Source organism: Maribacter zhoushanensis (assembly GCF_029350975.1).
Lineage (GTDB): Bacteria > Bacteroidota > Bacteroidia > Flavobacteriales > Flavobacteriaceae > Maribacter > Maribacter zhoushanensis.
Window position 1 is genome coordinate 634549 of the sequence record NZ_JARKMR010000003.1, and the last position, 22478, is coordinate 657026.

The 22478-nt window shown below is 36.4% G+C and carries 18 protein-coding genes; all 18 read right to left on the reverse strand.

Features of this window, described 5'->3' with window-relative positions; genetic code table 11:
- Positions 1-152 precede the first annotated feature (152 nt).
- Positions 153-1736 carry a type IV secretory system conjugative DNA transfer family protein gene (locus PXD56_RS13200; protein WP_276493809.1) on the reverse strand — a complete coding sequence of 528 codons (1584 nt, stop codon included), beginning with the start codon at positions 1734-1736 and terminating at the stop codon, positions 153-155.
- A 5-nt stretch (positions 1737-1741) separates the two neighbouring features.
- The gene (gene mobB / locus PXD56_RS13205; protein ID WP_276493810.1) at positions 1742-2773 is read right to left on the reverse strand and encodes a MobB family relaxase; all 1032 of its coding nucleotides are present in this window, start codon (positions 2771-2773) and stop codon (positions 1742-1744) included.
- A gap of 11 nt (positions 2774-2784) precedes the next feature.
- A complete protein-coding gene (locus PXD56_RS13210; protein WP_276493811.1) occupies positions 2785-3165 on the reverse strand; it encodes a BfmA/BtgA family mobilization protein in 381 nt (126 codons plus the stop codon).
- 432 nt (positions 3166-3597) lie between these two features.
- Positions 3598-3795, reverse strand: coding sequence for a hypothetical protein (locus PXD56_RS13215; RefSeq protein ID WP_276493812.1), 198 nt, complete (start codon positions 3793-3795; stop codon positions 3598-3600).
- A gap of 12 nt (positions 3796-3807) precedes the next feature.
- Positions 3808-4188 (reverse strand): DUF6876 family protein, encoded by a 381-nt coding sequence (locus PXD56_RS13220; RefSeq protein WP_276493813.1) that lies wholly within the window; start codon positions 4186-4188, stop codon positions 3808-3810.
- Between the two features lie 78 nt (positions 4189-4266).
- Positions 4267-4611, reverse strand: a complete 345-nt coding sequence (locus tag PXD56_RS13225; protein WP_073240384.1) for a single-stranded DNA-binding protein — start codon at positions 4609-4611, stop codon at positions 4267-4269.
- 926 nt (positions 4612-5537) lie between these two features.
- Positions 5538-6332 (reverse strand): CPBP family glutamic-type intramembrane protease, encoded by a 795-nt coding sequence (locus PXD56_RS13230; protein ID WP_073240383.1) that lies wholly within the window; start codon positions 6330-6332, stop codon positions 5538-5540.
- A gap of 165 nt (positions 6333-6497) precedes the next feature.
- Entirely contained in the window at positions 6498-7328 is an 831-nt protein-coding gene (locus PXD56_RS13235) for a class I SAM-dependent methyltransferase (RefSeq protein ID WP_276493814.1), read from the reverse strand.
- 145 nt (positions 7329-7473) lie between these two features.
- A complete protein-coding gene (locus PXD56_RS13240; protein WP_276493815.1) occupies positions 7474-9216 on the reverse strand; it encodes an efflux RND transporter periplasmic adaptor subunit in 1743 nt (580 codons plus the stop codon).
- 109 nt (positions 9217-9325) lie between these two features.
- Entirely contained in the window at positions 9326-9817 is a 492-nt protein-coding gene (locus PXD56_RS13245) for a DUF305 domain-containing protein (RefSeq protein ID WP_276493816.1), read from the reverse strand.
- Positions 9818-9836: 19 nt separating this feature from the next.
- Positions 9837-12347, reverse strand: coding sequence for a heavy metal translocating P-type ATPase (locus PXD56_RS13250; protein ID WP_276493817.1), 2511 nt, complete (start codon positions 12345-12347; stop codon positions 9837-9839).
- Positions 12348-12629: 282 nt separating this feature from the next.
- Entirely contained in the window at positions 12630-13085 is a 456-nt protein-coding gene (locus tag PXD56_RS13255; protein ID WP_276493818.1) for a heme-binding domain-containing protein, read from the reverse strand.
- Entirely contained in the window at positions 13086-13676 is a 591-nt protein-coding gene (locus tag PXD56_RS13260; protein WP_276493819.1) for a DUF3347 domain-containing protein, read from the reverse strand.
- Positions 13677-13707: 31 nt separating this feature from the next.
- Positions 13708-16110, reverse strand: coding sequence for a multicopper oxidase domain-containing protein (locus PXD56_RS13265; RefSeq protein WP_276493820.1), 2403 nt, complete (start codon positions 16108-16110; stop codon positions 13708-13710).
- Positions 16111-16182: 72 nt separating this feature from the next.
- Positions 16183-16749, reverse strand: a complete 567-nt coding sequence (locus PXD56_RS13270; protein WP_276493821.1) for a helix-turn-helix domain-containing protein — start codon at positions 16747-16749, stop codon at positions 16183-16185.
- Positions 16750-16752: 3 nt separating this feature from the next.
- Positions 16753-17970: a TolC family protein gene (locus PXD56_RS13275; RefSeq protein WP_276493822.1), complete on the reverse strand. Its 1218-nt coding sequence runs from the start codon at positions 17968-17970 to the stop codon at positions 16753-16755.
- A complete protein-coding gene (locus PXD56_RS13280) occupies positions 17967-21719 on the reverse strand; it encodes an efflux RND transporter permease subunit (protein WP_276493823.1) in 3753 nt (1250 codons plus the stop codon). Before PXD56_RS13280 ends, PXD56_RS13275 begins: the two co-directional genes overlap by 4 nt.
- Before the next feature lie 119 nt (positions 21720-21838).
- A complete protein-coding gene (locus PXD56_RS13285; protein WP_276493824.1) occupies positions 21839-22258 on the reverse strand; it encodes an HYC_CC_PP family protein in 420 nt (139 codons plus the stop codon).
- Positions 22259-22478 lie beyond the last annotated feature (220 nt).

Sequence of the window (22478 nt, forward strand, 5' to 3'; positions counted from 1 at the left end):
GTTTAAATGTACTCTTAACATTATACTTGTTGTGCTTCGTTTCGTTATTGCAGTCAAACTCATTAAAGTATGCTTCAAAAATGCCACATTCTTTACAAAATCCGCTTTTTGCTAAGAGTACAAAGAACGTCGGAGCTTTAACTCACATACAGTCACTTTTCAAATATCGAACGCGCTTCATCATAAACCCGTTCAAAATTAGCTGCTAAATCAGCCTGTGCAAACTGTTTCGATTCCTTTGGTAATTCTCTTTGAATATCATCCAATTTAAATTGAATTTTCTTATCCTTTCCATCCGCGTAAGTAATAAATTCGCCTTGTTTCAACCTGAAGAAAACATCAGCTCTAATCTTTGGAATTTCCTTTTCGCCCGTAGTAATACGCGTATCAAAATCAAGGTTATGTCCTCGACTGATACTCTTGGTTGGGTCTTTAATAATTTCAAAAAAGCGTTCGTAATATTTGGCGGTGTCCGGGTCATTGACCTTACCGAAGAATTGATAGGATAAATTGCTCAAAATCGCTTTACTTGCTTTATCGCCATACATCATATCATTCTGAATTTTGTCTTGCATCACATAAATAGTTGAGATGTTATAACTACGTAATGTTGCCGGAATACGGTGCATATTCAACAGTCGTATGGTTGGCGCTTCTTCCATTAATAGAAATGATGGTTTTGAATTCCGAACGCTCATTTGCTTGGTAATAGTATGAATGATGGTAGCGATGACGGGCGAATAGGAGGTTTCAAATTTTGGGTTGTTCACTATTGAAATTACTGATGGATTTTCTTCGCTATTTATATCGAGTGGCACTTCATCTGCGGACAATGCCATAAAAATACGTTGGGTACTAATTCGTTTGAGCGCATTGGCCAAGGTGCTTTTTACACCAGCAGTCTGTCTTTCAGAATCCTTGCCACTAATAAAAGCATCTGCCATCGCCCTTGAGGTGGTGTTGGTTTCCAGAAACTGGATTAGGCTTTTTGTATCAAGAAACTGGTAAACTGCTATCAAATGTGGTAGCGTACAGTATTTAGGGTAGTCGGTTTTCAATTTCCAAATTAACCCACCAATCAAACCTTCCGCAGCATCATTGAAAAATTTTGTTGTTCCCGTAGTTCCGCTTTCCCTTTGCTCTAATAGGTTTTCGATTAAGACCCTTGAAACCTCATTAACGCTTTCCTCGTTCTCTAAATAACGTGGCGCAATAGGATTTACCATATGGATGATTTTATCAAAGGAAATGACCTTAAACGGGATATCACTATCCTTAAAAAGTGGATATGCCATTTCGGTCAATTCAAAATCTTTGTAATCGTGAATGATTCCGCAAAAGCCTTCTTTTTGGAAGTGTTTAAGAAATCCGTAAACGACACTTTCGGTTTTTCCGCTTCCAGCGGATCCGATGACGGATGCGCCACGTTTAATATTATCCAATTTAAAATTCCCTTTGCTCGTAGCAAAGTTGACTTGGTATTTACTATCGCCATTTTGCGAATTTTCAGTTTTATGCAGAAAAACGTATAGTCCTGTATTAATTAATAGTATCGGACAAACTAGATACAACAAAATGAATGTTAATTCATTTCCAGCAGCAACATAGAATACGAAAAATGACAGTATTGCGATATTCAAAAGAAACGCAAACTTACTTACCCGAAACATCGCATAGAAAACAGTACTGGTAAAACCAATAATTGAAAGTGTCGTTATGATATTATCTATCTGCATACTACTTATATTCCGATGGAACTTGATTTAATTGCTATTTCTGCACCACGTCTTAACCGTTTGAAAACCCGAAGCGCAATTTGTGCTTGGCTTAAAGGAATACTAGGTATTACTGGCAAGCCTGTTTTTGTAATCATTTTAAAAGCCAATGCCTTTTCGTTAGCTGGTAGTTTCATCAAGGCAGCAAAATAGAGGTTAGGGTTTTTAACAAAATCTTTTCTTGCTTTATAGGTCTCGGCAAAATTGCGTTTATATCCAAAAGTTTTGTCAAACGTCTTTTCCGCTTTAACGAAAAAGGCATCCCTATCAAAACCTCGCTTTACCTTTTTGCCGTGCATCTCTACTTCAGAAGCTTTGTGTTTACTACCAGGCGAAAGACTTACCGAATTGGAAGCATCCTTTCTGCTTACGATAATATGGATATGACTTTGGTTTCCATCTTTTGACATTCCTTGGACAATGCGTTTTCCATTTTGTTGATGCGGTGCTTGGCGTTCCAGTTTGGCAATTTCCCTGTTCATCTTTTTAATATTCCCTTTTGCTCGTCCATCTTGAATATTTCGGATTTCTGTTTTTAGCTGAAGTATTTCTGTCGCGAAAGGTTGGTTCTCTTTTACCTGAATATCTGTGCCTTTAAAGGTTCGTTGATGTTCAATTTTCGCATAGTATTTTATGTCATCAATAGTTATAGGTCGCCCATTAATTTCACGGTTGAAACTGGCAACATAATCCTTCATCAGCTCACGCGTGTAGGTTTTTAAATCTTGGCTATTGTTCTTTAGTTTTCGTAATTCATACTTTGAAGGACTGACCGTAATCGAATAAAACTTGGGTTCTTTCTTTTTTAATTTTGCGGTATTTCCATCAATTTCTTTGACCACTTCTTCAGCGGAAATTTCATCGCCATATAGGTTAAAAAAGTGTTCTACATCTTGTTGTTCCAAACCTTGATTTTCTTTCTCTAAATAGCCTACAAAATCCGCTGAACCCTGACTATAAGTGCCGCCTAATTTTTGAGGTGTTATTGTGATGTACATAGCTCAAAAATTTAAAGTTGATTACTTGGGTTTTTCTTTTGACGAAAGCGTACTTCCTTTTTCTCTTTGGCATATTTCTTTTCCACAATCAGAGGCTTTTCATTTGGTTCTTCTGTCTGAAAAAGAGATTGAATCATCGCTACCGTAGGTTTGGTTTGTGTCTTTTCCACATCCCTCATTATGGCAATTACAGCATTGATTCTTTTAAGCAATTTGGCTTCGATGGTTCGCCCTGTTGGTCCTAATTTTTCCTTTGGCGATATTTCGTTATAGAAGAAAAAATCGAGCATCGTGGACATTGCCTCGGTGTGCGATTTGAAGTAAGTGCGTGAGAAAGTTTGGAAACGTTTTGCAGTTTCCTTTTTGAATCTAATTCCAATAAATGAGTCCATATTTCGCCGATTTGTCGCAAAATCTTCCCTAAAAATGGGCGTTTACAGCCCGTTTGTCGCAAATCTCTGATTTTCAGGAAATTAAAATATCTTCAAATCGCTGGCAATCAGCTATTTGAAAACGAAAAGGAATCCGAAACATCGCGCAGCGTGTTACCCTCTTGCTATTCCTTTTCGTCACGCGCAAGCGTGACAAAAATCCATACAATCCGGCTAAAAAGCCGATTGCCATTTTCAGGGAAAATGATTTTCCGATATGTTATTTTTCGATGTGTACGGTTATCGGCGAAAGTCGAAAAGTGGATAACCCTACTTAAATTTGAATGCTGAATTTCAGCGAAATAAAGATACGTTTTTTTCTTGACTATATATTAATTGCATAGAAAAACACCTCTAAAATTTTAGAGGTGTTCGTTGCTCTATATAATAGTGCTAAATATTGAAAACGAAATTATAGGTGTATAAGTTTTTAATCATTTCCTCGTCAATCAAGTTTTCATAATCTGCACCAGTTTCTTCCACATATTTTTTTATGGATTCCCCATAAAGATGTGTTACGTGCTCTCTCGAAACCTGTAAAAGTTCCTCTTGTTTTTCCTCGCTCAAATCCTGAAATTTTATGTAAATCATAGCTTCAAAATTCTAATATTCGCTTGGTAACATCAGCGTATCATTTACAAAAAATAAACGCAGTTCATCGAGTGGAAAATCGGTTGCTTTGTACCCTTGCTTTTCCAAAACATTGTCATTGCCATCGCTGTAAATTATCTCGGCTTCATATCCCGAATAATCTTGTTTTTCTTCGGGCAATCTTTTAAAATCGATTGTGATAAATTCGCTTCGGTTCATCAGACTTTTTGCAATTACGGACGTGTCCGTAATGAGCCAAAAACAATCTGCCACGTTAGCAAGGTATTTTAGACCGTCTGTAAAACGTGTTTTTAATAATGGGATTTGATAGAACATTTCCGTTCCTTGAAAATGTTGCAATCCTTCTTTGATTTCGTTAACTTGTGCTTTCATTGTACATATTATTTAAAGTGTGAATAATGAAAAAGAGGGCGCATCTTTCGACGGTTACGCCCTCTTTCATTTTAAGATTTACTTGTCGTCTTTGCTTCCAAGTAATAGAATTTCATCGGCTACAACTTCCGTAACATAGCGTTGTTCGTTATCATCACTTGTATAACTTCGGGTTTTAAGTTTTCCCGATATTCCAACTTCTTTGCCTTTAACAACATACTTCTCTACAATTTCGGCAGTCTTGCCCCAAGCAACTACCGTATGCCAATTAGTGTCAGTTTGTTTTTCGCCTTTGGCATCTTTGTAATACTCATTTGTGGCGAGTGAAAAACGGGCTACTTTCTTTCCGCTTTCAAGGTTCGTAATAGTTGGTTCTTGTCCAACGTTTCCAATTAACTGTACGTGATTTTTAATAGTACTCATAATAAAAAGATTTGTGTCTGCTTTGTTACAGACTGGTTTATATTTCCCCTATTTGATTTAAACTGAATTAAGTTTTAAGGGGTGTTTGTTCTTTTCTTCTGTGCACCGCACAATGGATAGAGTGGGTTTTGTCCAGACTTTTCGGGAACAAATCAGGTGTGTTTGCGACGTAGTAAAATCCTTGGATTTTCAAGGAAGTAGAAACCTTATTTTTCACTAAAACTTGTATAGTCTTGACAAGTTCCATAAGGGCATTAGCAATTCTTTTAAGCGCAGTTGCGTTTGAGCGTACCGACAGTTAAGCGAGATAAGCAGCTGTGATTAAATTAGAATTGGTTATGTCGTGCCTGTTTTTCGACGCCCCGAAAAACAACAAAGGCTTTATCCATTATAAACCCCTTAAAATGTGTAAGGCAGCGGTTCGGTTTTTAAGGATTTTCGAGTGAAGGCTCAAGAAGACTTCGCCGAAAATCCTGTTAAGAAAATCGAGTCGATGGCTTTCCGATGTTTTGTTGGACTTACCTATTTTTTCTAACGAAATGAAGTGTCCCAAACCAGCGTAGCGGTTCGGGTTAACGTAATGAAGGAAGCAAAACAATAGGTGTGTCCAAGACATTTGTAGAGAAGCTCTTTTCACGGAATGAAGTTTTTTAAGGAATGTAGGGGAATGTGCTGAACGGATTGTGAAAACGAATTAACCTCTTTAGCAGAATTTAAAGCGGACTAAATTTCAAATATGTAGATTGGGAATGAAGCGTTTCCTGCTTTTGGGCGGGATTAGCGTAGTGGAAATCGGAATCTTTGGGATTGTGTCTAAGACCTTTAATGAAGCGCTTTTCCCGAAATAAAGCTCTTCGCGGAATGTTGGGGTATGTGCTGACGGATAATATTTAAGATTTTTTAAAGTAATTGATTAATAAGAAAGACTACAATTTCAATGAATTAGAATCTATCTTTGGTGGCATAAAATACATAAAGACCAACATTATTATAAAGTAAAGAACCGCAAATATAGTATAGGTATGGTCACCCGCATCTGGTGAAATCGGCAACAAAACAAGAGACATATTTAACATCGATTGTATTACCAGTACACATATTCCACTTCTGGTTTTTGAATATACAATAGCACACATACCAGCAGCTCCCATCATATTTAAAAACAACGGCCATACAGGAAGGTCTTCAATTACACCAACATTTATATAAACGGAAGGTAGCCACCATAAAGACCATACAAAGCCGATAACCTGAGTTGCGTAAAATGGTTTAGTAATTTTCGAAAGTTCACGAAATGCATAACCAATCCATACCACTTCACCTAGAAATGCCCAAGACAAAAGAAACAAAGTGAATTTTAAGGTAGGTATATAAATTTCGAAATCAAGAATGGACATATCTCCATTATAAAAAGCTACAATTACTAAAGTTATTAAACCTATGGTAAATGCGAACAGTAAGCTAAATACATACCACTTTGGGTGTACTTTCCAAACTAGCATAGGTCTAAATAAATTCTTTATGCCTTCATTACCTTTTGTAATTTTTACAATAAATAACAACAAAAACATTAAAGCGTAAAAGCGACCATTGGTGTACGGGAAAAATTCTATTACGCCTTTGCTTTTAGCAAAAGTTATTACAAAATTCAGCATTGGTGCAAGTGTTAAAAACACCCATATTTCGTACCTCTTTAAAAAGTCTATCATTTTTGTGGTCATCAGTAAATTTCTAGTTATGGTTTGGTGTTATTTTGATTTAATCTCTTTGTAAAAAAATCGTTTGCCAAGATAGTCTTGTCATTTTTTTATACAAGACCTTTTGGTTATTCGAAATGTTATGTTGGATTAAACGTCAATTTCTATGTAATTATTAATGAATAACATTCATTTATTTATTGCTCCAAAAACCCCAAAATAATCTTCATGCATCTTGCCTGGTGCCTTAGACTCGTGCCATAAATTAAAACCTGCATTTTTAAAAAGGCGTGCATAATCATGAGAAAATGATCGCTCAACACCATAAGGTTGAGAATTTGGATTCTTGCTAAAGTCAATATTTGCTCCAATGGGCTCAATTGCAATAAATATTGAAGTCCCTAATTTGTTTAGGTAAGAAAAGAACTCTTGCAATCGTTGTTCTGAAAAATATTCTAGGACACCACCTGAAGTAAAGATTATCATATTATTGGTTCCGTTTTCTTTAATCCAATCAAATCCATCTGCGGCTACAAATTCGATTTTAATATTCTCAACATACTGTTTTTTATTAAATTTAATTTGCTCAACACTTAAATCAATACCTATAAATCTTTCAATTTGTAAAAATTCAGCGCTCAAGTAATCTAAAACATCCCCATTGCCTGTTCCAATCTCGACAATGGTGTGAAATTCATGTGATGTATCTTTTAAAATATTCTGAAGCTTTTCAAATACTGGTAAACAATTAGGAAGAAAAAAATCTTTCAATACATTCTCTTTATCTGAAAAATATTTTCTACCTGTCTCTTTCCAAAAATTTTCATGATAATCTGCCAGCATATCGAAGTCTTGGTTTTTTTCGGCATTTTTTAAAAGTGCCGAACGCATGAATCGCTCACTTAAACTGAGTTCATTTTTGACATTAAAACTGATGCCTTTTTTTATTAATATTTCAACTTTTTGGGGTTGTAACTTAATCAAAATTGCTCCAATGAATTCTTTAATTATTTTTTTCATTTGCTAGTGTGCTATAACATTTATTTCTTTAATTCTATAGTTTGGTTCTTTTTATATCCTAGAAAAATTTATCTTTCCTAAGGTTTTAGCTTAAACTATTTTAATCTGGACTATTTGAAAAATTTGTGTTCTATTCTTTGACAGTTTACTTAGTTATGTTAATGATACTTCCACAAGTCAACATTTCATCTCCATAATATGGATTTCGAATATCCTTATCTTTACTTAGCCAAAAAGCACCTTTATTTTTATTTGCCATAGGACATTTTTGCAAATATAGTATGGGATCAACATTCTCAATATTCATAGCAATGGGCACTAAATTTTCATTCAGAATTACAAAATGGTCACGTTGATTTTCCAGATTATCATTTTCTACAATGGCGTCAAACATTTTAATAGTTTTATTTAAGTGTGCTTGCTCCATCTTTCCTAAACCACTAATATCTATAGATTTTAAGGCCTTGGATGTCTCTTTTGCAAAAGCTGCAACTTGGTTAGCATCGTTTGAGACAAATGCATCTTTCATTTGAAGATAGGATGTGAGCACTTTTTCAAAGTCCTTCTGAAAACTTGATGGTAAGTCTATTATCATTTGAGACAATGACATATCCGATGTTTCCTTTTTGCTCTTGTTCATCATCGATTTTTTCCCTTGTAATTGTGCGGCGGCATCTACTGAGAATGTTCCATTTGTCACGATTTCATCGCCATTTTCAAGCCCTTCTTTTACCCTAAAATTTTCTCCATTACGATTCGCAATCACAATTTCACGCATTTCAAAAATTGGTTCGTTAGGATTGGTCTTTATATACACCAATGAGCGTTCTCCTGTCCACATCACTGCACTTGCAGGAACGGTAATTAAATCGTCATTCATTTTGGATTCTCCTTTGAGTTTGCCCGTGACAAACATTCCTGGCTTAAATAGGGCATCTATATTTTTAAGTGTTGCTCTTACGGTAACAGTACGCGTTGCGTTGTTCAGCATAGGGTCAATAAAAGAAATCGTGGCGTCAAATTCTTTATTGGCATAGGCATTGGTTACTATCATCATTTTCTGACCTACTTTTAGATTAGAGATTTGACTTTCGTAGGCATCAAATTCTGCCCAAACTGAATTCAAATTACTCACTTTTAAAATTGGTTGACCTTGTTTTACATAGTCTCCTTCTCTTGCCGCAACTTCTGAGACAGTTCCTGAAACAGTAGCATAAATGGGGAAATTATCACGAACCTTCCCAGAAGTTTCAATAGCATTAATTTGACTTTCTGAAAGCTTCCAGAGTTTCAACTTGTTTCGCACAGCTTTATACAAAGCAGGTTGCGATTCTTTTAAAGCAGTCGTAGTTAAAAGCTCTTGTTGTGCCGCTACTAAATTAGGCGCATAAATAGTAGCCAGTAATTGACCACGATTTACTTTTTGACCTTCATAGCTTACATTCAATTTTTCCAGACGACCATCAAAATAGCTTGCTTGTACAGCGTTATTTTCTTCGTTTGTAGCAATCTTTCCTGAGAGTGAGATCATTCCGTCTTCATCAGAAGGTGCACCACTACCTACAACTGTAGTTTGAATATTGGCCAGCGCCATTGCGTTATCTGTCATTTTTATCTCATTCAAAGCGAGACCTTCAGCACCAGACTCAGCAGGTATCAAGTCCATCCCGCATATAGGACAGTCGCCTGCTTCTGGTTGCATAATCTGTGGGTGCATTGAGCAAGTCCACATTTGGTTTGCCGTATCGCTAGAGTGGTTGTGGGAATCTGACATATTAGACGAATCCTTGCTTGCGTCAACATCAATCTCAGAATTTCCGAAAATGAGCCAGCCTGCAAATAATCCCACTATTACTGCGACTGTTATATATAATATGTTTTTGTTCATAATAAAAATTGTTTAATGTGTAGCACGATGTGTGTTAGGGATTGTAGCGGCATCCTTTTTTTGCTATTTCTGCAAACAAAAGATATAGCGAAAAGACTGCTCGAACGCTCTATTTCTGATTTTGCAATCGGTCAATCATTTGTTTCATTTCTTCTATCTCCTTCTTTTGAGCTTTAATGATATCATTGGCTAATTTTTTCACTTCAGGGTCTTGAATATTTGCACGCTCACTGGTTAATATTGCTATCGAGTGGTGCGGTATCATAGCTTTCATCCAGAGTACATCGCCCACAGTTGATTTTTGGTCACGTACCAGTCCTAGCGCACCAACAAATAGAACAATACTTCCTAAAACTATGGCAACATTTTTCTTTTTATTTTGATACATATTTCGCATTGCCACAAACATTATTATGGCCATCGCTGCAATACCTAAACAGCTCATATAAAACCTTGTGAGGCTAAAATATACGTGTTCGATTGCATAGGTGTTTAGATACATCGTGATGTACATTGCTATAAAGGATGCCACGAGCATACCAACAAATTTTGAGTAATTTCCTTTTTTCATTTCTCCGTGATTGTTCTCTTTTGAATTCATTTCTAATGGCTTTTAGTTTTTAATTAATTGATTTTGTTTTAAGTCTGAGTGCATTTACAATGACCGAAACCGAACTGAAACTCATTGCCAACGCGGCAATCATTGGCGATAAGAGTATTCCAAAAAATGGGAATAAAACTCCCGCTGCAATGGGTACACCGAGGGTATTGTATATCAAGGCAAAAAATAAATTTTGCTGGATATTCCGCATTACTTTATGACTTAAATTCTTTGCTTTTACGATGCCGTGTAAATCGCCTTTTACTAATGTTATCATTGCACTTTCAATAGCGACATCCGTTCCTGTTCCCATTGCAATACCTACATCACTTTTGGCTAATGCTGGTGCATCGTTTATACCGTCGCCAGCCATCGCCACTACTTTGCCTTGTTCTTGTAACTTTTTAACCTCGTCCAGTTTGTTTTCTGGTAACATTCCCGCTTTGAAGTCGGCGAGATTAAGTTCGTTGGCTACTGCCTGGGCGGTGTCGTGATTATCTCCTGTGAGCATTATTACTTCGATGCCTTTGTCTTGCAATTCTTTGATTGCCTTGGCACTCGTTTCTTTTATTTTATCGCCTATGACCACATAGCCTGAAACTTCGCCATCAATGGATAAGTAAGAAACGGTCTTTCCCTGTTTCTGAAAGGATTGTGCTTCGGTTTCCATTTCAGATGATAGCGTAGCATTTGCGTACTCCATCATTTTGACATTGCCTAAATCGAGCTTCTTGCCATCAACTGTTCCTTCTACGCCTTTTCCTGTTACTGCGCTAAAGTTTTCGGTTTTGGATATTTCGGTTTTCTGTTCCTTTCCATATTTCACGGTAGCTTCGGCAAGTGGATGCTCGCTGGAACTGTTTAGGGATGCGATAAAATGTAGAATCTCGCTTTCGCGAAAGTAGTCTCCAAAAATACCTATTTTCTCAACCGTTGGTTTTCCTTCCGTTATGGTTCCTGTTTTATCCACGATGAGCGTGTCCACCTTATCCATTTTTTCAAGAGCTTCGGCATTTTTGATGAGTACTCCATTTTGAGCACCTTTACCCACGCCCACCATCACAGACATAGGTGTAGCCAATCCCAATGCACAGGGACAAGCGATAATCAATACCGCAATAGCATTGACTAAGGCATAAACATACGCTGGTTCTGGACCCCAAATCGCCCAAACTGCAAATGTGATTAGTGAAATTATGACCACTACAGGTACAAAATATCCTGAAACGGTATCCGCCAACTTCTGAATAGGTGCGCGACTGCGACTGGCATCGTTAACCATATGTATAATTTGGGAAAGCAGCGTTTCGCTTCCTACTTTTTCGGCTTCCATTAAGAAAGACTGATTACCGTTAATTGTACCACTACTTACTTTATCATCTGTAGTTTTATTTACTGGAATAGGTTCTCCCGAAATCATCGATTCATCTACAGTAGTTTCGCCTTCTGTAATCTTGCCATCTACTGGTATTTTATCTCCTGGTTTTACTCGAAGTATGTCGCCTTTTTCTATCTGGTCGATACTGACTTCTTCCTCACTACCATCTACAACACGTATGGCTTTGTTAGGAGCAAGCTTTAATAATTCTTTTACTGCGGAGTTTGTTTTACTATGCGCTCGCGCTTCTAATACCTGACCCATTAATACTAACGTAAGTATCACGGTTGCTGCCTCAAAATAAACGTGAACAGCTCCTGATTCGGTTTTAAACTGTTCAGGGAAAAAGTCTGGAAACAACATTCCAAACACACTAAATAGCCACGCCACACCAGCACCTATTCCTATTAACGTAAACATATTGAGATTCCAAGTTTTGATGCTTCGGTAGGCACGCTCAAAGAACATCCACGTGGCATAAAACACTACAGGAATTGACAGCCCAAACTGAATCCAGTTCCACCATTTTTGCTCCATTACATCGTACAATGGATTGCTGGGAATCATCTCGCTCATTGCGATTATAAAAATGGGCAACGTGAACCCAACAGCTATCCAGAATTTTTTCAATAGCTTTTTATAGGTCTTTTCTTCTGCTGAACTATCTGCTTCCATCGGTACTAAATCCATTCCGCAAATAGGGCAAGCTCCAGCTTCATCTTTTACGATTTCTGGATGCATAGGGCACGTCCATTGTTCTGTAGTGGTTGCGGAAAGGTTGACTTCTTCCACCAAATCCATACCGCAGACTGGGCAATCGCCAGGCTCGTCATAGGTTTTATCGCCCTCGCAATGCATCGGGCAGTAGAAAGTGCCAGTTCCATTCCTTTTTTGTTTCGGCTTTTTCTTTTCTGCTGAAACATCCTTATGATGATGCTCGCCAAGGTTGTGGATGGAATAACGCCCACCATCATCTTTCAAGCTTTTCTGAAAAGTTTCCAGAGAAATATGAGAACTCATTTCAATTGTTGCTTCCTGCTTTTCTAAATCAACCGATGCGTTTGTCACACTATCAACTTTAGATAAAGTTTGCTCTACGTGATTTCGACAACCGTTGCAGGTCATTCCTTGTATGTGATAGGTGTGTTTCATAGTATATTATTTTAATTGCAAGAAAAGCGCATCCAATAAGATGATGAGAAGTACTCCATATAGAATGTAGTTCAACCGTCTGCTAAGTGCGTTTGATGAATTATTATTTCCTGTTTTACAGCATTGTTTCATAATATTTCTTTTGCCTAAAAAAAGAGAATGGGTTTATTAAACCAACCAATGAAAAAAGTGTCCCTTTCTCTTATTAGGACTTTAATTTGTGCCTGAAAAGGAAAAGTTCCATAATCAATATTAAAAAAACATCCTTTCCTAATCAGGGCTTTATTTTAAACTATCCTTCAACTTTGTAATGAAAGCTATGACGACCTTTTTATCGTTTTCTGATAGTATAGCATCCTTGTGAATAAGTGTGTAACTATCCATAGGCATCTCGCCACTTTCTATCTGTTTAATGATAGACCGTAACTTACTTTTCTTTCTCCTATCAGAATAATCGCTCCACTCATTAAAATTCAATTCTTCTTTTCCTTCTTTAATATGGTCTTCTAAAAACCAAGCTGCTGGCTGAACTTTGCTATACCAAGGATATACAGTATTATTACTGTGACAATCATAGCAAGACACCTTAAGCTGATTCTCGATTTTAGACGGTACTTTGTTAACCAACATAAAATCAGTTGTAGGTGTGGTATAGCTTTCATTCCTATCCGTTGGAAAGAATTGTATCACTACGAATGAGATTAACGCTATCCAAGCTATTGCCTTAAAAACCTTCATTTAGTTGATTTCTCGCTGTACTTTACCACACTTCAACATTTGACTACCGTAATATGGATTTCTGACTTCTTCCTTAGTGCTCAACCAAGCTGTTCCACCATCGTACATTGGGCAAAATTGCTCGTACAACTTTGTCGCAGTTCCTGTTATGGAAACCATAACTGTAATGTCCTTGCTCAAAATTTTAAAATGTTCACGTTGGTGTTTGATATCGCTTTCAGAAATATGCTCTGCGTGTTCTGTTGCATCTTCAATAATGTCTGTTAATTCCTTTTGTTGACTTTCAGAATATGTTGACTTGTCAAGATTGCCAAGTGATTTAGCAAGTGTTCCACCGAGCATCTTAGCCTTGTCATTTTCATCTCCTACTAGCGCATCTTTAAGATTAAAATAATCTTTTAAAATAGCTTCTGCCATTGCGTTTTGAGAATTATTCATTGCCATATTTTTTGAGCTATCCATATTTTCTTGCATTACTTCATTGCTAGCAGACGAAGGTGCTTCATTCTTATTAGCATCTTTACAAGACACGGTTAAAATCATTGTAGCGACTAAGGCTACTGTTCTAATACTTCTTTTAATTGTTTTCATTTTTATTTGTTTTATTGTTAATATTATTTACTTAAAATCTTACTGATAATCCTCCACCGGCACCAAAACGGTTATCGTAACTCGCCATAAGAGAAAAGTTTCTTGATAGCATATATTCAGCTCCTGCACTCCATACTGTTTCTGAAGTAAAGTCTTTATTCATAGGTAGGTCATCTACGAAACCTAAATCTATTTGGTATTCATAATAACCGAATACAGACAGTTTTGGGAAAATCATTATACTGCGACCTACACCAATTCTTGGTCTTAATTTATTATCAACACGCACATCTAAATTGAATAAGTAGGGCGTTAAATAGCGAACACCAACAACTGCCGTTGTGCTAAACTCATTTAAGCTATCACGTGTTGAATTCTCAATGTTTACACCACCAAAAACTCGTAAATAATCGTGTAGATACCGTTCATACGTGAATTCTCCTTCCAGATTTTCATTCCATCCATATTCAAAAGAAGCATTAAATTGATTTCTAATATTAGAGGTCATCAAATTAAAACCAGTAGTATGCGACGCTGCATCTACCAGTCCCCAAGAATACCATTTGTTGGTTTCTTCAATAATTTTAGAAGCTGGAAATTCATCCATTCTTGGGTCTCGTGGCGTATCATAAGACACTACTCTTGCCATACCACCCATCATATGATATAAAATGTGGCAATGGAAAAACCAGTCTCCAGCCTCATCGCCATTATTTCCATAAAACTCGATAGTCATTTCTTCCATTGGGGGCACATTTACCGTGTGCTTTAATGGCGAGTACTCTCCATTTTCATTAAGTACTCTAAAGAAGTGACCGTGTAAGTGCATTGGGTGGTGCATCATCGTCAGGTTATTGAATGTAATGCGCGTTACCTCCTTATTATTTATTTTGATATTATCAGCCTCAGATAGTGGTACACCATTCATACTCCAGATGTAACGATTCATATTACCAGTAAGATTTAGTAATATTTCCTTAACGGGAACATCTTTGTCGTATGTTGTTTTGCTGGGCGACTTCAAATATTCATAATTGTATTCGGCAAATAGATCCATTCCCTCCATCTTCATTCCTGGCATAGAATTCTCTTTCTTCATATTCATTCCAGACATTGTTTTGTCTTTCTTCATATCCATTCCTGCCATATTAGAATGGTCCATCTTACCCATTTCTGTAGTATCTTTTGGCTTATTCATATCCATTCCAGACATTTTTGAATGATCCATCTTCATACCTTTCATTTTAGAATGATTCATTTTCATCTCTCCATCCATTTTCATTCCTTCCATTTTATCCATCTGCATCCCGTATTCCTCTTTCATCTCAAAACGCTCATCCTTACCTGGCTGAAATTTTAAGGCGTGTGCACCCATTTTCATATCCATTTTAGCCATTTTCTGCATCATCCCGATTTTATCTGGTCGAGCAACATCCATTGCAGGTAAAATTGTACCATTACCTATAAAAGCAGAGGCTGTACCAGAACCATCTTGTGCAGTAATTCTAAATTCCATCTTACCTTCTTTTGGTACCGTGACAATAAAATCATACGTTTCGGCTACTCCTATAAAAGTTTTATTTCTTTCGACAGGAACCACATCTAATCCATCTGAAGAAACCAGTACAGGTATCTCTCCTCCAAACGTCATCCAAAAAGAGGTAGAAGCTCCTCCATTAATCATTCGCAGTCTTATTTTCTCACCAGCTTTAAATTCTGGATAGTCAATGCTTTCTTCTCCATTAATTAAAAATGCAGGATAATATACATCTGCTATATCTGCACCTTCCATACGTTGCCTCCAAAAATTGAGTTGTGCTCCAAAAGCGCCACGCGCAATTACTTGATTTAAAGGTGTAGCTGTTCCTTTTTTAATACTGTACCATTCATTCCCACGCTTTAAATTACGCAGAACGTTCATCGGCTTTTCATTCGTCCAGTCAGATAAGACCAACACCAATTCTTTGTCATAATCCAACACTTTTTCTTTAGGCTGAATAACAATGGAACCGTATACGCCGCTTTGTTCTTGTAACATTGTATGGGAATGGTACCAATAGGTTCCAGATTGTTTGATAGGAAATTCGTATTTCTGTGTATGTCCTGGTTCTATAGGTGGTGTATTTAAGTACGGTACACCATCGTAAAAGTTAGGAAGTAAAAGTCCGTGCCAATGCACTGAGGTTTCTACACTCATTTCATTTTTTACATATATTATTGCATATTCACCTTCTGTAAACTTTAAAGTTGGACCGGGAATTGTCCCGTTAACGGTCATTCCTACAACATCTTTGCCTGCTTTATTCACAGTAGCCTCACGCAAGGTAATAGTGTGTTCTCTTACTGGAAGGTTATCTATATTTCCTTGTGTGTCTTGTGCATAAACACCTGTAGTTAACCCAATTAGAAACAACAAAATTATTTTAGTTTTCATTTTAGCTTTTATTTTGTAGACACGAAATTACTCTTGATTTAAAGCTTTTTGTATCACAATTATGGTTCTTATCTACCTAATTTGGTCTAAGGCGTTTCTTATGCTTTTTTGACTATTCTTATATTCCGTTAAACTCATACCAGTTTCATTCTTAAATAGCCTACTTAAATGATTGACATTGCTATAATCAAGTAGTTGTGAAATTTCTGTAAAGTTGTTTTCTTGTAATTGTATCAACTCTTTTACTTTTTCTATTTTTAACTTGATAAAGTATTTTTCTATAGTTATACTTTCATTAAATGAAAAAATCTTACTGATTTTTGAGTACTCGATACTCATCGTGCTTTCTAAATATTTAGAGAGAGTTTTTTCCAATTGTAAAGGCAGTTTTTGCAGTAACTTGATGAGTTCAATTTTAATTTGTTCTACTAGTTGCTGGTCTTGAGCAAGTAGAATTTCAAAACCATTATTTTCTAAAATCGTTTTTATATTATTAAAATCATCTTTAAATCTCTCTTCATAGATTATAGAGCCTAATTGAATATGCTTTAATTGAATACCTAATATTTCAACATCCCTCTGAATTGCTTTAATACAGCGATTACACACCATATTTTTTATGAATAATTTCTTTTCCATCGGTTAGTTAATTAGGTAATTAATCAATGCAGATTGTATGTAATACATTTGTATGGATTCCACCTGATTCAACTCAAATTTGAGTTGAAGCTCCTGTATATCCAGTACATCGTTAAAATCGATAGTGCCTGTTTCATAGTTTTTAATAAGAATTTGCTCAGCATCTTTAGCTTGCTTTAAATTTTTAGCTTGTGTATTGTATGCTATTCTGGATTGATTACGTTGCGATTGCGCTTTCGCGAAAGCGGATTCTAAAACATTCAATCGATTCTCTTTTTGAGCGTTGATTTCTAACTGTTTCAATTCGTTTTGCTTGCTTCTAGAATCGTACTGCTTATTGAAAATGGGGATAGAGACCGAAACCATCGGCATTAAAATATCCTTCCCATTATCACTAAAATTCATATCGGGACGCTCAGAAACTGGCAAATAATCCAATCCAAAACCAATCATAGGATTGCTTTCGGCTTGATTCAACAGTTCTGATTGTTTTATGGATTCATAGAGTTTGTCATATTTAAGCAACTCTGGATTAAGTGATAGGTTATTTTCATCGTAAAAGATGTCTTCGCTGGGCAACATCAATGCTTCGAGAATGGTTACACCTGTATTTCCATCTCGATTCAGCAACTTGTTGAAGGAAGTTTGCTCTCCCAAATAGGTTTCCTCTAGCACCTCTTTTTGTTGCTGCAATTCGTTTTGTCTAATCTGCAATCGCAACACATCTACCGCTGAAGCTTTGCCAACTTCTACGGAAGTAAGTGCCAATTTTTCATAGGTCTTAAGTAGCTCTATATTCTCGTCAAGCACTTTTTGTTTTGTCTTAATTGTGTATAAGCTGTAATATGACTGAGAGACGGAAAGTGCTAGTTTACGCTTTGCGATTACGATTTCTACATATTCGGCATTAGCTATTGAACTCGCGTAATTTTCTCTAGCTGTGATAGTACCAAACCAAGGCAGCATTTGTTTTGCTGAAAAACGTGCCCGTTGAGCTCCCGTTCTAGTTTCTGGCTCACTTACAAAATAGCCAGCGCTAAATTCCGTATTCGGAATCCAATTAGCTTCGTTCACTTTTTCTTCAGCTATGTTATGGCGAAGATTGTATGCTTGTATCTCTGGACTATTACTTTCAGCTTCCTGTATAAAAGACTGTAATTCTTGAGCATTAACAAATGCAGTAAGAAAGAATAAGCAAATAACTAGATTTAACTGTTTCATTTGTATACTTTTTTAAGTTCATACTCTTTTTTCCAGCTATACAGAACAGGAACCAAAAAATAGGAAGTTATATCTATGATCATTCCTCCAAATATGGGAATGGCCATCGGTATCATAATATCACTTCCCTTTCCTGTAGATGTTAATACAGGCAGTAGTGCCAATATGGTAGTTACAGTAGTCATTAAACAAGGTCTTATTCGCTTGCCTGCAGCTTCTAAAGTTGCTTGTCTAATCCCTTTTTTATCAGTAGGGTTTTCTCTATCAAATGTTTGGGTCAGGTAGGTGGCCATAACAACACCGTCGTCAGTAGCTATACCGAACAGTGCAATAAAACCAACCCAGACAGCTACACTTAGGTTAATGGTTTTCATATTAAAAAGTGTCCGTAGATTTTCTCCGAATAAACTAAAATTGAAAAACCAATCTTGACCATATAACCAGATCATAATAAAGCCACCAGCAAATGCAACCGAGATTCCTGTAAATACCATTAATGATGTGGCTACCGATTTAAACTGAAAATATAATATCAAGAAAATAATTAACAGCGCCATAGGCACTACGATTGAAAGTGTTTTCTCTGCCCTTAGCTGATTCTCATAGGTTCCGGTAAAGCGATAACTGACACCCTGCGGAACTATTAAACTACCATTTTCGATTTTTTGTTCAATTCGAGCTTGTGCACTTTCTACAACATTAACTTCAGCGAAACCATCTAATTTATCAAACAATACATAACCTATTAAAAAGGTGTCCTCACTTTTAATAACCTGTGGTCCTTGTTCATATTTTATATCTACAAGATCACCAAGTGGCACTTGTGTACCGTTTTTAATGGGAACATAGATATTTTTCAAATCTTCTGGGTTTGACCTTAATTCTCTTGGGTAACGAACTCTTACTCCATATCGTTCCCTTCCTTCTACCGTTTGCGTAAGAGACATACCGCCAACCGCTACTTGTAATACCTCTTGAACGTCCATTATGGTTAATCCGTAACGGGCTAATTGCTTCCTCTTAATGTCAATTAGTAAATAGGGCTTACCAACGATGCGATCTGCAAAAACAGCTTGTTTCTTTACACCATTCACCTCCTTTAAAATGGTTTCCAATTGCAAACCGAAATCTTCGATAGTTTTTAAATCGGGACCTTTTACCTTAATACCCATTGGAGCTCGCATACCGGTCTGTAACATTACAAGTCTAGTTTCAATAGGCTGTAATTTTGGGGCAGATGTTACACCTGGAAATTTGGTTACCTTAACTATCTCATTCCAAATATCATCTGGACTGTTTATTTCTGGTCGCCAATTTCGGTAATATTCTCCGTCATCATCAGCAATTAAATCTCTGTTAGTAGCTGTAGTTTTTAGTTTTGAAGCTTCATAAATTGCATCATCATTTATGTCATTGTTCGGGTTGATGATATACTTGTCATTATTAAGGACAAACAATCCGTCATCGTTAACCTTGTAACGTTGCCTTAATCCATTACTATTTCTCATATATTCAGACTTATACTGAATCATGTTTTCGTACATAGATAAAGGAGCTGGGTCAAGCGCAGATTCTGTTCTACCAGATTTGCCAACCACAGTCTCTATTTCTGGAATACTGGCAACAGCCATATCTAGTTGTTGCAAAACACGTTTATTTTCTTCAACACCAGCATGCGGTAAAGAAGTAGGCATCAAAAGAAAAGAGCCTTCATTAAGAGCAGGCATAAATTCTTTGCCAGTATTTCTCATAATGAGAACCCCCAGTATTAAAATCACTGTTGGTATCGTTAAGAAAAGAAGTCGATTCTCTAAAGCCCAGCGAAGAATTTGGTCATAATACTTTTTAAAAACGGTAAATACTCCCAATAGACCGAAACAAATAATAGAAACAAAAATCAAATTCATGATAATGCTACGATCAAACCCAAGTGGTCTCCAGTATTCTGCAAGTAAGATTACAATCGCTAACGTTGATAGTACGATGTTTGTCAAATTCTCTTGTTTCGATGATATAAAAGACCTGATCTTTAAAAAAGCCACAGCACCAAAAGCAATTAACAATAAGCCCAACCAATAGCCATAAAAAATGGCGATACAACCTAGAATTATTAACAACCCATTAATAACGAATTTTGTTGCTGTTTTTAAACTTCGCTTTCTAAAAAGAAATGCGGCGATTGGTGGTATCAAGAAAAGTGCAATTACCAAAGATGCCGTTAATGCCATTGTTTTGGTAAATGCTAGCGGACGAAAAAGTTTACCTTCTGCACCTATCATTGTAAATACGGGTAAAAAACTAATAATCGTTGTTAGAACAGCTGTTAATATTGCCCCTGATACTTCTGCCGTTGCGTTATATATAATTTCATTGGTTGTATACTCTACACCATTTGCTTGAAAGCGCAGTTTCTCATCTTCTAAATGCCGAATCATATTCTCAGCGAGTATTACCCCGACATCTACCATAGTACCTATAGCGATCGCAATTCCAGATAAAGCAACGATATTTGCGTCTACATTAAACAATTTCATGGCAATGAAGACCATCAATACTGCAACCGGTAATAAACCCGAAATAAGTATAGATGCACGTAGATTGAACACCATAACTATAATTACAAGCATAGTAATAAGAATTTCTAGCGTAAGTGCTTCGTTTAACGTATGTAAGGTTTCTTGAATAAGCTCTGTACGATCATAAAAGGGGACAATTGTTAACTGAGATGTTCTCCCATCTTTCAATACTTTTGAGGGTAAACCTGATGAAATTTCTACAATCTGTTCTTTTACATTGTTAATTACCTCTAATGGATTGGCACCATATCTAGCAACCACAACGCCACCTACAACTTCAGCTCCTTCTTTATCTAGAATACCTCTTCTCGTTTGGGGGCCTAAATGTACATTCGCAATATCCTTGATATGAATTGAGGTAAAGTTTTTTGAAGTAACCACAGCATCTTCTAGGTCAGAAATAGATTTCACATAACCTAAGCCACGAACTAAATATTCCGCTTGATTCATTTCTAAAGTCTGTACACCAATATCTTGATTAGACCTTTTAACCGCCTTAACGACATCACTTAATCCAATACCATATTGACGCATTTTTTCAGGCTCAATATCAATTTGGTATTCTTGCACATAACCACCAATTGATGCAACCTCAGAAACACCACCTGCAGAAGCCAAGCCATACTTAACATAATAATCTTGAATGCTTCGTAGTTCTTGTAAATCCCATCCACCTGTTACATTACCATCCTTATCTCGACCTTCTAAAGTGTACCAATAAATTTGTCCTAATCCTGTAGCATCAGGTCCTAATGTGGGGTTGACACCATCGGGAAGCAAACCATTTGGTAAAGAATTTATTTTCTCAAGAATTCGGCTTCTAGTCCAGTAAAATTCAACATCCTCCTCAAAAATGATGTAAATACTAGAAAAGCCGAACATAGATGAACTACGAATAGTTTTAACTCCAGGTATTCCCAAAAGAGTGGTTGTTAAAGGGTACGTAATTTGGTCTTCTATATCTTGAGGAGACCTACCAACCCATTTGCTAAATACTATTTGTTGATTTTCTCCTATATCTGGTATTGCATCTACGGCAACAGGATTTGATGGTAGAATTCCGGTATTCCAATTAAATGGAGTGCTTATAATTCCCCAGCTTACAAACAGGGATAACAATAGAGCTGCAACGAGCTTATTCTCGATAAGAAATTTGATAGCTTTATTAAGCATATACTTTGATTATTAAACATTTACGAATGATTTGAAATCCTGAAACACAGAAATACAAATACAACAAATTGAGCCCTAGTCGATAGTTATCGAAGGGCGAATCACGAATGTTTAATAAATCAAATTAAGAAGGTCTGGTGCAAGACTTGCACATCCCGTATGACAAATGGTGGTGGATAATCTTTATAAGGAACCTCCTCTGATGCCGTTCCTTCAAAAAGATTGATGTAAGAGTAAAGGAATGATGCAACAAAAATCTGTTGCTCAAATGTGAGTGTGCTGAAATTATTTTTTAAATCTTCTTGTCCCTCGATGATGATTTGTTCATCTGAGCAACAGGATTTATTTTTCATTTCTGGATTTTCACAAGTTGATACAACTTGCTCTTTTTTCATTCCACAAGTTTCCACATTATGCAAGAAAGAATAATCGACCATAGTATCTCCACAGTAATGCAAATCAATGGTAAATGACATCGTAGAGAATAACACTACGAACGCCATCAAGATTGACATTATTTTTTGAGATACTTTTTTCATTAGCACAAATATATAAAAATTTAAAATTTTTATTGAGTTTAACAATAATTTAATTTGTAATGGTTTGAACCAAGTAAGCTGAAAATCGGGGACTTACAATTTAAAATCTTTGGGAGTAGTACTCAAATAATTGCTATTGACTGTTTTTAATGTCAAATAATGATAATTTTTATTTTGATTAGCAAAACAAAGAAATGTTGTACCTATGTTGTACCCAAGC